This is a genomic window from Arthrobacter pityocampae (genome assembly GCF_002927275.1).
In the GTDB taxonomy this organism is placed as follows: domain Bacteria; phylum Actinomycetota; class Actinomycetes; order Actinomycetales; family Micrococcaceae; genus Arthrobacter_D; species Arthrobacter_D pityocampae.
Map to the genome: position 1 here is coordinate 63228 of NZ_PRKW01000007.1, position 13346 is coordinate 76573.

General features: G+C 71.5%; 9 protein-coding genes and 1 pseudogene. 6 read left to right on the forward strand and 4 right to left on the reverse strand.

Annotation, left to right across the window (positions count from 1 at the left end; genetic code table 11):
* The first annotated feature begins 37 nt into the window (after positions 1–37).
* Positions 38–508: an SRPBCC family protein gene (locus tag C4K88_RS15740; RefSeq protein WP_104122621.1), complete on the forward strand. Its 471-nt coding sequence runs from the start codon at positions 38–40 to the stop codon at positions 506–508.
* A 46-nt stretch (positions 509–554) separates the two neighbouring features.
* Here the strand turns inward: C4K88_RS15740 and C4K88_RS15745 are convergent, their stop codons facing one another.
* Both C4K88_RS15745 and C4K88_RS15750 read right to left on the reverse strand, forming a co-directional pair.
* Positions 555–1478 carry a S1C family serine protease gene (locus tag C4K88_RS15745; RefSeq protein WP_174705262.1) on the reverse strand — a complete coding sequence of 308 codons (924 nt, stop codon included), beginning with the start codon at positions 1476–1478 and terminating at the stop codon, positions 555–557.
* A 115-nt stretch (positions 1479–1593) separates the two neighbouring features.
* Positions 1594–2715: a VIT1/CCC1 transporter family protein gene (locus tag C4K88_RS15750; protein WP_241522011.1), complete on the reverse strand. Its 1122-nt coding sequence runs from the start codon at positions 2713–2715 to the stop codon at positions 1594–1596.
* 321 nt (positions 2716–3036) lie between these two features.
* On the opposite strand from C4K88_RS15750, the gene C4K88_RS15755 reads away from it, so the two are divergent.
* On the forward strand, positions 3037–4767 hold the full coding sequence (locus C4K88_RS15755; RefSeq protein ID WP_104122624.1) for a long-chain-fatty-acid--CoA ligase: 1731 nt from the start codon (positions 3037–3039) through the stop codon (positions 4765–4767).
* Positions 4764–5831, forward strand: a pseudogene (locus tag C4K88_RS15760) (AI-2E family transporter); the annotation flags it as partial. The gene C4K88_RS15755 and the pseudogene C4K88_RS15760, both read left to right, overlap by 4 nt.
* A gap of 366 nt (positions 5832–6197) precedes the next feature.
* On the opposite strand, the gene C4K88_RS15765 reads toward C4K88_RS15760, so the two are convergent.
* A complete protein-coding gene (locus tag C4K88_RS15765) occupies positions 6198–7715 on the reverse strand; it encodes a sodium:solute symporter family protein (protein ID WP_104122626.1) in 1518 nt (505 codons plus the stop codon).
* A gap of 155 nt (positions 7716–7870) precedes the next feature.
* On the opposite strand from C4K88_RS15765, the gene C4K88_RS15770 reads away from it, so the two are divergent.
* Complete coding sequence (locus C4K88_RS15770; RefSeq protein WP_104122766.1) at positions 7871–8449, forward strand: helix-turn-helix domain-containing protein; 579 nt, start codon at positions 7871–7873, stop codon at positions 8447–8449.
* 21 nt (positions 8450–8470) lie between these two features.
* Here the strand turns inward: C4K88_RS15770 and C4K88_RS15775 are convergent, their stop codons facing one another.
* A complete protein-coding gene (locus C4K88_RS15775) occupies positions 8471–10423 on the reverse strand; it encodes an APC family permease (protein WP_438502359.1) in 1953 nt (650 codons plus the stop codon).
* A 181-nt stretch (positions 10424–10604) separates the two neighbouring features.
* On the opposite strand from C4K88_RS15775, the gene speB reads away from it, so the two are divergent.
* Both speB and C4K88_RS15785 read left to right on the forward strand, forming a co-directional pair.
* Complete coding sequence (gene speB / locus C4K88_RS15780) at positions 10605–11597, forward strand: agmatinase (protein WP_104122768.1); 993 nt, start codon at positions 10605–10607, stop codon at positions 11595–11597.
* Complete coding sequence (locus C4K88_RS15785) at positions 11597–13288, forward strand: thiamine pyrophosphate-binding protein (protein ID WP_104122627.1); 1692 nt, start codon at positions 11597–11599, stop codon at positions 13286–13288. The genes speB and C4K88_RS15785 overlap by 1 nt, the downstream gene beginning before the upstream one ends.
* Positions 13289–13346 lie beyond the last annotated feature (58 nt).

Consider the following 13346-nt stretch of genomic DNA (forward strand, 5'->3'; position numbering starts at 1 on the left):
GGCCGACAGCGGACGGCGCAGCAGGCAGAATAGGGGGATGACGACGACGCCGGGCACGGATTCCCCCTACCTCATCTCCCGGGAACGCCTCATCGCGGCTCCCGCCGAGCAGATCTTCGAGGTCCTCGCCACACCGGCGCTGCACAGCGTCATCGACGGGTCCGGGACGGTCCGCGGCGAGCAGCCCAATGGTCCGGCCCGCCTGTCGCTGGGCGCGACGTTCGGGATGGACATGAAGATGGGGCCGTCCTACAAGATCCTGAACCGCGTGGTCGAGTTCGAGGAGGGCCGCCGGATCGCCTGGCGGCACTTCTCCGCCCACGTCTGGCGCTACACGCTCGAACCGCGGGACGGCGGGACGCTCGTGCGCGAGGAGTGGGACGGCCGCGCCGTGCGCTGGCGGTTCGTGTTCCGACTCACCGGGTTCACCCGGCGGCACCCGGCCAGCATCGAGGCGACCCTCGGGAAGCTCGAGGACTACGTCCTGCAGCAGCGCGACCCGGCCTAGGCACACCCCGGGCAGGCGGGGCGGAGGCCGTGACCGCCGGCGCCGGTCACGGGGTGCGCAGTTCCTCGGGGTGCACGACGATGTCCACCAGGGCTCCGTTGCGCCATACCGTCATCTCCATCCGGCGGCCGATCGCCGTCTCGACCATGAGCCGCTGGATGCCCGTCACGCTGCGGACCGCGGCGTGATCGAGGGACACGACGACGTCCCCGGCCCGTGCCCCGGCGCCCGCGGCAGGGCTGCCCGCGACGACGGAGGCCACCTGCATCCCGGTGCGCGACCCGACGCGGGCCGCGAGCTCGGGGGAGAGGGTGATCTGCGCTCCGACCACCCCGAGCCATGCGCGCCGCACCCGGCCGCGGGTGATGAGCGCGTCGATGATCTCCCGGGTGATCGGATTGATCGGTACCGCCAGGCCGAGCCCTATCCCGGCGACGGCCGTGTTGACGCCGACCATACGCCCCGCACTGTCGGCGAGTACGCCGCCGCTGTTGCCCGGGTTGAGGATCGCATCGGTCTGGATGACCTCGTCCACGACGCGCCCCGACAGCGTGGGGAGCGACCTGCCGAGCGCGGACACGATCCCCGCTGTGACGCTGCCGGCCAGGCCCAGCGGATTGCCGAGCGCGACCACGAGCTGCCCCACACGCAGGCCGGTCGCATCCCCCCACGGCACCGGTGGGGGGATGCTGCCCTCCGCTGCGAGGACGGCGAGGTCCGACAGCGGATCGCTGCCGACGATGCGCGCGGGGAGGACCGCCCCGTCGCCGAACGCCACCTCGGTGCTCCGCGCTCCGGCCACCACGTGCGCGCTCGTCAGCAGGTGGCCGTCCGTCGAGATGACCGACGCGCTGCCCGCCCCTGCCCCGCGGGTCGACCGCACGGTGACCGCCGCCACCGACGGCAGGACGGTCTCGGCGATCCGCACGACCGCCGCCGAGTACGCGTCGAGAGCCTCGTGCTCGTCCATACGGACCATTGCAGCACCGCCGCCGGTCAGGGGGGAACGGACGTTCGCGCAGGGCGCACGCCGGCCGCGGGCCCTCCGCGTCGAGTGCGGGCGCCGCGGAGGACGGCCCGCTGCGTCACCCCACGGACGTACCGAACAGCAGGCCGAGCCCGTAGGTCACGGCAGCGGCGCCGAGGCCTATCCCCAGCTGCCGCAGCGCCAGCCGCAGAGGCGAGGCGCCGGAGAGGAGGGCGACGACGGCGCCGGTCGCCATCAGTGCCAGCCCCACGAGGAGGCAGGCGACGACGACGGCCGTGACGCCGCTCAGCCCGACGAGGTAGGGCAGGACCGGGATGATCGCTCCCGACGCGAAGAAGCAGAAGCTCGAGGCGGCGGCCCCGAGGCCGGTGCCGACCGTCTCGTGCTCGTCGACGGCGTCGTCCTCCTCGGGCTGCAGCGAGAAGCTCGGATCGCAGTCGCACCCGAGCAGGCCGAGGCGTTCGGCCGCGCGGTGCTCCGCGGCCTCGAGGGTCATGCCCCGAGCGCGGTACACCAGCACCAGCTCGTTCGCGGCGATGTCGAGTTCCTTGGCCGCCGTCAGCGTGATCTGGGTGGGGCGCGTGGCGGAGAGGAGCTCGCGCTGGGACCGGACGGAGACGTACTCGCCGGCGCCCATCGACAGGGCGCCCGCCAGCAGGCCGGCCAGCCCGCTGAAGAGGATGAACGACGTCGAGACACCGGTGGCGCCGATGCCCATGACGAGCGCGAGGTTGCTGACGAGGCCGTCGTTGGCGCCGAACACGGCGGCCCGGAAATTGCCGGAGAGCCGGTTGCGGCCGCGGGTGGCGAGGCCGCGCACCACCTCCTCGTGGATCTGCTCGTCGGCCACCATCGCGCTCGTGGCCGAGGGATCCGAGGCGTAGGGGGAGCGGCCCTCGGCCCGCTGCGCCAGGGCGAGGACGAACACGGAGCCGAAGCGCCGCGCGAGCACCCCCAGGAGCCGGTTGCGGAAGGACGGCCGCAGCGGCCGGCCGGCGTCGTCGCCGAGGAGCGCGAGCCAGTGTGCCTCGTGGCGGCCCTCCGCCTCCGCGAGGCCGAGCAGGATCTCGCGTTCCTCGCCGGTCCGGCGCCGGGCGAGATCGCGGTAGGTGGCGGCCTCGGCGCGTTCGTCCGCGAGGTACTGGCGCCAGCGCTTCACGTCCTCACGCGACGGGGGCTGCGCAGGGGTGGTCTTGGGATTCGTTCCTGGGGTGTCCACGGGGATGCTCCGGTTGCTCGGGAAGATGCGCGCCCCGATCCGAAGCGGGGGGCTCCGGCCGGGGACACGGATGCGTCATGTCGGCCGAAGGTCTCGCTCGCCGGGTCCACCGGTGGACTGCCGGGCGCCGATGGCGCCAGTATGTCGACAGGCCGCACACCCAACGGGCGCGGAGCTACTCCCCTTCGACCGTCCATGCTACCGGATGGTCCGGTCGCCGTCGTCGTCCACCCGCAGGTCACGCCGTCGCCGGCGGTATGTTCGAGTACCGGAAGGAACCGACCGCGCGATACAGTCGGACGGATAACAGAAAGCAGGCTTATGGATTTGGCAGCCCGCCCCTGGGTCGAGAACTACGCACCCGGTGTGCCCCGTTCCTTCAGCGTGCCCGAGGGCACGCTGTCCGATCTCCTCGACGCCTCGGTCACCAGCCACGGCCCGCGCGAGGCACTGGAGTTCTTCGGCGCCACGACGACCTACGAGGGGCTGGGCGAGCAGGTGGCCCGGGCGGCGGCCGGCCTGCGTTCCCTCGGCGTCGGTGCAGGGGACCGCGTGGCCCTCGTGCTGCCGAACTGCCCCCAGCACATCGTCGCGTTCTACGCCGTCCTCCGCCTCGGCGCGATCGTCGTCGAGCACAACCCCCTCTACACGGACCGCGAGCTGCGGCACCAGTTCGAGGACCACGGGGCGACGGTGGCCATCGTGTGGGACAGGGTGGTGCCGCGTGTGCAGCGGCTGCCGGACGACATCCCGGTCACCACGGTGGTGTCGGTGGACCTCGTCCGGGCGATGCCGGCCTCGCGCCGCCTCGCGCTGAAGCTCCCGGTCCGTCGCGCCCGGGAGGCGCGGGCCGCACTGACCACGCGGGAGAAGCTGACCGGTCCGCGGACGGTGGTCGGGTGGCGGGAGGTGCTCCACCACCGGCCACTGCCGGACCGGCACCCGCGGCCCTCGGCGGAGGACACGGCTGTCCTGCAGTACACCAGCGGCACCACGGGCGTCCCCAAGGGGGCCATCCTCACGCACCGGAACCTGCTGGCGAACGCCGCCCAGGGGCGGGCCTGGGTGCCCGGCCTCGAGGTCGGCCGCGAGACCGTGTACGCCGTCCTGCCCATGTTCCACGCCTACGGGCTGACGCTGTGCGTGACCTTCGCCGTGAGCATCGGCGCGAAGCTCGTCCTGTTCCCGCGGTTCGACGTGGCGCTGGTGCTCGACGCCGCGGTCAAGAGCCCACCCACCTTCCTGCCCGCGGTACCCCCGATCTACGACCGGCTCGCGGCCGGCGCGGCCGAGCGCGGCGTGGACCTGCGCAGCATCCGGTTCGCGATCTCCGGCGCCATGAACCTCCCGCAGTCCACCGTGGAGACCTGGGAGGCGGCCACCGGCGGCTACCTCATCGAGGGCTACGGGCTCACCGAGACGTCCCCCATCTCGGCCGGCAACCCGATCGGGCCCACGCGGCGGCCCGGCACCATCGGGGTGCCGTTCCCGGGCACCGACGTCCGCATCGTCGACCCGGAGGACCCTCGCCGGGACCGCGCCCCGGGCGAGGCCGGGGAGCTGCTCCTGAAGGGGCCCCAGGTGTTCCAGGGCTACTGGCGGCGACCCGACGAGACCGAGGACGCCCTGCTCGACGGCGGTTGGTTCCGCACGGGGGACATCGTCACGATGGACGACGACGGCTTCCTCACCATCGTCGACCGCATCAAGGAACTCATCATCACCGGTGGGTTCAACGTCTCGCCCAGCGAGGTGGAGGGCGTCCTGCGGGCACAGCCCGGCGTCGTCGACTCCGCCGTCGTCGGGCTCCCGCGGGCCGGGGGCGGCGAGGACGTGGCCGCCGCCGTCCTGCTCGCGCCCGGCGCCGCCCTCGACGTCGAGGCGCTGCGCGCGTCATGCCGCGGCGCGCTCGCCGCCTACAAGGTTCCACGCACTATCGTGCAGGTGGAGGATCTGCCCCGATCGCTGATCGGCAAGGTCCTCCGGCGCGAGGTGCGCTCCCAACTGATCAACGATGGCCATCGGGCCGAAGGACAAGGTGACGGTCGATGACGCGATCGAATGACGTGCGGGCCGAGCTGCCCGCCGCGCAGGGGCCCTGGCGTGACAGCCTCGGCAATGCCAGTATCCGGGCGGCGCAGGTGCTCCTGCTGCTGGTCCTGGGCGTGGTGGCCGTGTACGCGCTGATCCAGGTGCGGCTCGTGGTGATCCCGATGCTGCTCGCGATCATCCTCGCCGCCGCGATCGGCCCCTTCGTCAACTGGCTGCGACGGAAGGGCTGGGGGCCGTCCATGGCCACCACCGCCGCCTTCCTCCTGCTCCTGCTCCTCTTCGGCGGGCTCATCACCGGGATCGTGTTCGCCGTCGTCGGGCAGGCCGGTCAGCTCGTCTCCTCCGCGACGGAGGGCTTCGACAAGCTCTACGCGTTCGCGCAGAACGGGCCCATCCCGATCGACGACGCGCAGATCCAGCAGGCGCGGGACGCGGCGATCGACTTCGCGACCAGCAGCACGGCGGGCGCCGGCGCCATCTCGGGCCTCAGCGCGGCGGGGAACTTCTTCGCGGGCGGCCTGCTCATGGTGGTCATCCTGTTCTTCTTCCTCAAGGACGGCGAGAAGATCTGGGCCTTCATGCTGCGTGCCTTCAAGGGCAAGCGCCTGGTCAAGGCCCGGCGGGTCGGCTACAGCAGCATGGCCGTCCTCGGCGGCTACGTCCGCGGGACGGCCATCGTGGCGCTGGTCGACTCCGTGTTCATCGGCCTCGCCCTGCTGGTCCTCGGGGTCCCGCTCGCCCTCCCGCTGGCGGCGATCGTCTTCATCGGCGCCTTCATCCCGCTGGTCGGCGCCACCCTGGCGGGCGTCCTCGCGGCCCTGATCGCGCTCGTGGCCAACGGACCGTTCGTCGCGCTCATCGTCATCATCGTGGTCATCGTCGTCAACCAGCTCGAGGGCAACTTCCTCCAGCCCGTGGTCATGGGCCGCACGCTGCAGGTCCACGCGCTCGTCATCCTCTTCGCCCTGACCGCCGGCACCATCCTCGCGGGCATCATCGGCGCGATCCTCTCGGTCCCGGTCGCCGCGGTCATCTGGGCGGCCATCAAGGCCTGGAACGGGGAGAAGGACGAGAACATCACCCAGGAGGAGATCGAGGAGGCCGAGGTGCAGACGGCCCTCGACGAGACGGGCCACGGCCTGAGCTCAACCCCTCCGGAGGAGCAGGAGGCCAAGAAAGCGGCCGCCCTGGAATCCGCCGACGACGCCGACGAGCGGGGATCCCTCCAGGAGCGCACGGTCGAGGGGCTCGACGACGACACCGACGACGACCTCCCGACCGGACCGGCGGGTGCCGCGGGCACCGATGGCACCGTCGGGCGGCACGGGGGATCGTCGCCCGTCGCCCGCTGAGGGCCGGCGGTCCCCCCCCCAGGATGGAAGAAGGGCTCCCGGCTGCGGCCGGGAGCCCTTCTCGTTCTCGGTCGATCGTCAGTGAGCCTTGGAGGCGGGGACGTCCGGCCCGGCCACCAGGGCGTCCTCCGGCACGTCGCCGGCGACCCGGCGGTCCCACGCGGCCATGACGGCCGGATCCGTGGGCCGGGTGGCCCCCGAGACCACCGCATAGACGAATGCCGACACCCCGAGCCCCCAGTAGATGGGGTCGTTCGCGTAGATGCCGTCGTACGGGTTCTCGGCGGTCGCTTCCAGGTAGGCCATGACGCCGAGGGTGACGAGCGTTCCCGCCGCCATGGAGGCGCCGGCGCCGATCCCGTTGCCGCGGCGCCAGATGAGGCCGCCGAGGATCGCCACGAGGAGCCCTCCGACGAGGATGTCGTACGCGATGGTCAGGGCGGCCACCACGTCCTGGACCACCACGGCCAGGGCGATCGCGACGAGGCCGAGGCCGAGGACCCACCAGCGGCTCGAGGCGACGTCGTGCTCGGAGGAGGAGCGCTCGCCGCCGCCCTTCCCGAACCAGCCGGCCACGAACGGCACGACGTCGGTGCGCGCCACGGTCGCGGCGGCGATCAGCGCGCCGGACGCCGTCGACATCATCGCGGCGACGGCCGCCGCGAGGACGAGCCCGCCGACGCCGATCGGCAGGACGTTCAGGGCGATGTCCGCATAGACGTCGTCCTTCGACTCGATCGCGGGCAGGATGACGCTGGCGCTCATGCCGATCACGGCGCCCGCGACGCCGTAGAGGATGCAGTAGACCCCGGCGGCCGAGCCGCCCCAGCGGGCGATCTCCGGCGTCCGGGACGTGAAGACGCGCTGCCAGATGTCCTGCCCGATCAGCAGGCCCAGCGTGTAGACCACGAAGTAGGTGATGATGCTCTGCGCGCCGATGCCGGTGATGCTGAAGAACTCGTCGCCGGCGCGCTCGGCGATGCCGTCGAAGCCGCCGGCCGCGGCGAGGGAGAAGGGCAGCATGAGGGCGAAGACGCCGATGGTCTTGATCACGAACTGGGCCATGTCCGCCAGGGTGATGGACCACATGCCGCCGACCGTGGAGTAGACGAGGACGATCGCGCCGCCGACGGTGATGGACAGCGCGCGGTCCCAGCCGAAGAGCACCACGAAGATCGTGGCGTACGCGCCGGTCGAGGTGGCGCAGAGCATGAGGGTGTAGGCGAGCATGACGATCCCGGACACCCTCGTGGCGCGGTGGCCGTACCGCAGGGTGAGCATCTGCGAGACGGTGTAGATCTTCAGCTTCTGGATGGTGGGGGCGAAGAGGAGGCTGAGCAGCAGGACGCCGGTGCCGATCGCCACCACGAGCCACATGCCGGAGATGCCGTACTGGTAGCCGAGGCCCACCCCGCCCACCGTCGAGGCGCCACCCAGGACGACGGCGGCCATGGTGCCGGTGTAGAGGAACGGCCCGAGGCGCCGCCCGGCCACGAGATAGTCGCTGGCGTCGCGGGTGCGGGACTTGCCCCACCACCCGAAGCCCAGCATGGCCACGAGGTAGGCCACCACGATGGCGATGTTGAGTGCTTGCATGGATGAATCCTTCGGAGAACGCGGTTAGATGCCCTAGGGGCAACTATTGTTGCCCTGTAAGCTACTCGTGACGCGCCTCACGCGCCAATTGTGGCACGCTCGCTCACCGTCCGCCCGGGCGGGTGATGCACGCGATCACCGGAGAAGAGGACACCATGAAGGCCCTGCCCGTCGAGCCCACCAATGCTCCGGTGGCCATCGGATCCCGCCTCCGCGCCGCCCGGCAGGCCCAGCGTATGACCATCGAGCAGGTCGCCGATTCCACGGGCCTGACGAAGGGGTTCCTGAGCCGGGTGGAGCGGGACCTGACCTCGCCGTCCGTCGCGTCGCTCGTGACGCTGTGCCAGGTGCTGTCGATCTCGGTGGGGGACCTGTTCCTGGTTCCGAAGACCCACCTGACGCGGCTCGCGGACGCCCCCCGCATCAGCCTGGGTGGACAGGGCATCACCGAACGGCTCCTCACGGCGCGCTCGGAGCGTCGGCTCCAGGTGATCCGCGCCGTCGTCGAACCCCACGGCCGGGGCGAGGACGAGCTGTACGCGGTGGACTGCGAGGTGGAGACCGTGCACGTGGTCGAGGGGCGTCTCGTGCTGATCTTCCCGAACGACCGCTACGAGCTCGCCGCCGGGGACACCCTCACCTTCCCGGGCCGCGAGCCCCACACCTGGGTCAACCCTGACGGCGGGGAGGCCGTGGTGCTGTGGACGCTCGTTTCGGCGGCCTCCCGCCCGTGACCCCGCCGGTGCAGGCGGGCCTCAGCCCACGTGCACCCACGGGCGCTTCGTCACGTCCGGCTCGGCGGCGCGCAGCACCTCGCGGGTGACCGGGGCGATCTCGCCCTCGCCGATGAACAGGAACTTGAAGAGGTTGGCCACCGGGTCCCCTTCCGTCCAGCGGAAGTAGACGTGGGGCATGAGCCCGGTGACGTCCCGGATGTGAAGCATCACGGCCGCGATGGTGTTCGGGACGTTGGAGCTGTGGACCTCGAGGACGCGGTACCCGTGACGGACCACGCCGCGCACGCGCAGCTCCGTCTCGAAGTCCGACGAATCGTCCACGGTCACCTCGATGAACAGGGGCCGCGCGGTGGTCGGGACGTGCGAGACCCTGCACGCGTGCTGGAGCTTGTGGCGGTAGGCGGCACTGCTGAGCCGCTTCGGTTCGTGGGCGATCAGCAGGATGTCGCCGTCGTCCTGTGCGCTGACGAAGGAGAGCGCGGCCTCGTCCAGCCGGATGCTCGTCGCCCGCAGTTCGAAGGCCCGCCGCGACCGGGAGACGAACGAGATGACGATGATGCCGAGGATGAAGCACCCGGCGATCTTCAGCCCCTCGGGACGTGCGACGATGTTGACCGCCGTCGTCAGCACGAAGACTCCCGCGGCGATGCCGAACCCGATGGTCCTGCCGCGCTGCTGCTTCCGCCGCGCCGACAGCGTCACGGCGACCGACGCGGACGTGATGAGGGCCAGGACGCCGGTGGCGTAGGCGCCGCCCTGCGCCTCGACGTCCGCCCTGAAGAAGAGGGTGACGAGGATGGCGATGAGGGTGATGACGAGGACCAGCGGACGCACGGCCTTCGCCCACTCCGGCGCCATCCCGTAGCGCGGCAGGTAGCGGGGCACGAGGTTGAGCAGGCCTGTCATGGCGGACGCCCCGGCGAACCAGAGGATGCCGATGGTCGAGATGTCGTACAGCGTGCCGAAGCCGTCGCCGAGGTACTCGTGGGCGAGGTAGGCGAGCGCACGGCCGTTGGCCGGGCCACCCTCCTCGAAGGCCGCAGGGGGGATGAGCAGGGTGGTCACGACGCTCGAGGCGATCAGGAAGACGCTCATGATGAGCGCGGCCGAGGTGAGGAGCTTGTGCGCACCGGCGATCCGGCCCGCCGGGTGCTGCTCGGTGTCGTCGGGCCCGCCCTGGATCTGGGGCATCACGACGACGCCGGTCTCGAAGCCCGACAGCCCCAGCGCCAGGCGGGGGAAGATCAGCACGGCCAGCCCGACCATGACGAGGGGATTGCCGTACTGCGTGGTCAGGGCCGTCCACCAGGAGACCACGAGCCCGCCCTGCGCCACGATCTGGGCCAGGGAGACGACGATCACGCACAGATTGAGCAGGAGGAACACGGCGACGAGGCCCACGGCGATGCCGATGGCCTCGGTGAACCCGCGCAGGAAGACTCCGGACAGGGCGCCGAGGAACAGGACCGTGATGAGGATCTGCTGTCCCTGCAGCCCTTCCGGCGCGAACGGGTTCTCGATGAGGTGGGCGCTCGCGTCGGCGGCCGAGAGCGTCATGGTGATGAGGAAGCTCGTCGCCGCGAAGCCGAGCAGGACCAGCACGAACACCTTGCCGCGCCACTTCGGCAGGAGCTTCTCGAGCATCGCGATGGACCCCTCACCGCGCGGGCTCTCCGACGCCACCCGCTTGTACACCGGCAGGGCGGCGAACAGGGTCACCGCCACCAGGACGAGCGTGGCCAGGGGGGACAGCACGCCGGCGGCGGCCGCGGCGATCGCGGGCTGGTAGCCGAGGGTGGAGAAGTAGTCGACGCCGGTCAGGCACATCACCTTCCACCAGGACTGGGCGCTCTCCTGCTCGGGCTGATGGGAGGCCGGCTGGCTGGACTCGTTGAGCAGCCAGCGCTCGAGGCGCTGCCGGCGGCGGGGCCGGGGCTGCGGCCGGGGCGGGGTGCGTACGGAGGAACTCACCCCATCACCGTAGGACTCCACTACCGGCCGGTAGCCGGTCTTTACGCATCCTTGATGGGGCGCACCTCCTTCGGGCGAGGGTCCCCGATCCTTGACCGGGCCGCACCACCCCAATAGCCTGATAAAAAACCTTTGATGCATATTGGGCAACTTATCGAGGGGCCCGGATCGGATGGACACTGTGGAAGAACTGCGCGTCACGGAAGGCGGCCACATCGGCCCCATCGACTCCTCCCGCATCCCCCGCTATGCGGGAGCGGCCACCTTCGCGCGCCTGCCGCGCCTGGACCAGGTGGACCGCGCCGACATCGCCGTCGTCGGCGTCCCCTTCGACTCGGGCGTGTCCTACCGCCCCGGCGCCCGGTTCGGCGGCAACCACATCCGCGAGGCCTCGCGCCTGCTGCGGCCCTACAACCCCGCGCTCGACGTCTCGCCGTTCGAGCGCGTGCAGGTGGCCGACGCCGGCGACATGGCCGTGAACCCGTTCAACATCAACGAGGCCATCGAGACGGTGCAGCAGAACGCGCTGGACCTCACCGGTGACGGCACGCGCCTCGTCACGCTCGGCGGCGACCACACGATCGCGCTGCCCCTGCTGCGTGCGGCGGCCGAGCGTGCGGGATCGCCGGTGGCGATGCTGCACTTCGACGCCCACCTGGATACGTGGGACACCTACTTCGGCGCCGAGTACACGCACGGCACCCCGTTCCGGCGGGCCGTCGAGGAGGGCATCCTCGACACCGAGGCCATCTCGCACGTCGGGACGCGCGGGCCCCTCTACGGCGTCCGGGACCTCGAGGACGACCGCCGGTTCGGCTTCGGGATCGTGACCTCCTCCGACGTCTACCGGCAGGGCGTGGACGAGGTGGTGGACAAGCTGCGCCAGCGCATCGGCAACCGCCCGCTCTACGTCTCGGTGGACATCGACGTCCTCGACCCCGCCCATGCCCCCGGCACCGGGACCCCCGAGGCCGGCGGTATCACGAGCCGTGAACTGCTCGAGATCCTCCGCGGACTGCGCGGCCTGAACCTGATCGGCGCGGACGTCGTCGAGGTGGCCCCCGCCTACGACCACGCGGAGCTCACGGGCGTCGCGGCGTCCCACGTCGCCTACGACCTCGTGACCCTCATGGCCGACACCCTCACCCCCGCCACGACCCCCAAGGACCAGTAATGGACATCACCGCCGGCGCCGCCTCCGCCCCTCCCGCCCCCGTCACCGGCCAGCGCAACGGCGGTGACCTCGTGGTCGAGACGCTCACCGCCCTCGGCGCGACGACCGTGTTCGGCATCCCCGGCCAGCACGCCCTAGGCCTGTTCGACGCGCTCTCCCGCTCCGATCTCCGCTTCGTCTCCTCCCGTGTGGAGAACAACTCGGCCTTCGCCGCCGACGGCTTCTCGCGGGCGACCGGCGACGTCGGCGTCCTGTTCCTGTCCACCGGTCCCGGGGCGCTGACCTCCCTCGCCGGGCTGCAGGAGGCGTACGCCACCGGTGTGCCCATGGTGGTCGTCGCGAGCCAGATCCCGCTCGAGGGGCTCGGTGCGCGGCGCAAGGGCATGCTGCACCAGCTGGACGATCAGAAGGCCTCCGCGGCGAACGTCACGAAGAGCCAGCGCCTCATCCAGCACGCCTCCGGGATCCCCTCCGCCATCCAGGACGCCTGGACCGAGGCCGTGTCCTCGCCGCAGGGACCGGTCTGGGTCGAGGTGCCGCAGAACGTGCTGCTGGATCCCGTGATGGTCCCGCGGGTGGAGGACGCCCTCGCCGAGCCCTTCGACAACCCGCCGCGCATCGAACTCGTCCGCGAGGCCGTCGCCTGGCTGAAGGACTCCGAGCGGCCCGCGATCGTCGCCGGCGGCGGCGCACGGCGCGGGCGGGCGGAGAAGTGGCTGCTCTCCCTCGCCGAGAAGCTCGGGGCGCCCGTGGTCTGCTCGCCCGGCGGCAACGGGGCCTTCCCCTGGACCCACGAGCTCTCCCTCCAGTCCTGGGTGGAGGACCGCCACGTGACGGAGGTCCTCGAGGACGCCGACGTCCTGCTGGTGGTCGGCTCGTCCCTCGGTGAGGTGACGTCCAACTACTTCACGCTGGAGCCGCGGGGCCGCATCATCCAGATCGATGCTGAGCCCCGCGTCCTCGAGTCCAACCGCCCGGCGCTCGGCATCCGCGCCGACGCCGGACAGGCCCTCGCCGCGCTCGACGATGCGCTCGAGCCGCTGGATCGTGGCCGGCTGCCCGGATACGACGCCGCCGCGCTCGTCGCCGAGACCCTCGGGCGGGTCCGTGCGCGCCTCGACGCCCAGGACCTCGGCAAGGAGCGCACCTTCATGCAGGACCTCCGCGACGCCGTCCCGGCCGGCATGCAGACGTTCTGGGACATGACGATCTCCGCGTACTGGGCCTGGAGCTGCTGGGACGCCCGGGAGGGCCAGTTCCACTCGGCGCAGGGCGCCGGCGGCCTCGGTTTCGGGTTCCCCGGCGCGATCGGCGGGTCCGTCGGCCTGGAGTCGCACGGTGCGCCCGCGCGGGTCCTCGCCGTCTCCGGCGACGGCTCCGCGATGTACTCCATCGCCGAGCTGGCCACAGCGCGGCAGCACGACGTCCCCGTCACCTGGCTGATCGTCGACGACGGCGGCTACGGCATCCTCCGCGAATACATGGAGGGCGCCTTCGGCCAGGCCACGGCGACCGAGCTTGCCCGGCCCGACTTCGTGGCGCTCGCGGAATCGTTCGGGGTCCCCGCGCGGCGGGTGGCGCCCGAGGGCATCGGCGAGGCGCTCCGCGAGAGCCTCGCAGCGGAGGGGCCCAACGTCGTCGTCGTGGAGACGCTGATGCGCCTCTTCGCTCCCACGCACCTCGATCAGTAGGCTTTCCTTTTCTCCGACGGGGTGACAGTGTCGGGAGGACTGCTCGATCCCGTACACC

Coding starts and splice junctions, on each gene's coding strand:
- C4K88_RS15740 (WP_104122621.1), top strand. CDS start 38: ATGACGACGACGCCGGGCACGGATTCCCCCTACCTCATCTCCCGGGAA.
- C4K88_RS15745 (WP_174705262.1), bottom strand. CDS start 1,478: ATGGACGAGCACGAGGCTCTCGACGCGTACTCGGCGGCGGTCGTGCGG.
- C4K88_RS15755 (WP_104122624.1), top strand. CDS start 3,037: ATGGATTTGGCAGCCCGCCCCTGGGTCGAGAACTACGCACCCGGTGTG.
- C4K88_RS15765 (WP_104122626.1), bottom strand. CDS start 7,715: ATGCAAGCACTCAACATCGCCATCGTGGTGGCCTACCTCGTGGCCATG.
- C4K88_RS15770 (WP_104122766.1), top strand. CDS start 7,871: ATGAAGGCCCTGCCCGTCGAGCCCACCAATGCTCCGGTGGCCATCGGA.
- C4K88_RS15785 (WP_104122627.1), top strand. CDS start 11,597: ATGGACATCACCGCCGGCGCCGCCTCCGCCCCTCCCGCCCCCGTCACC.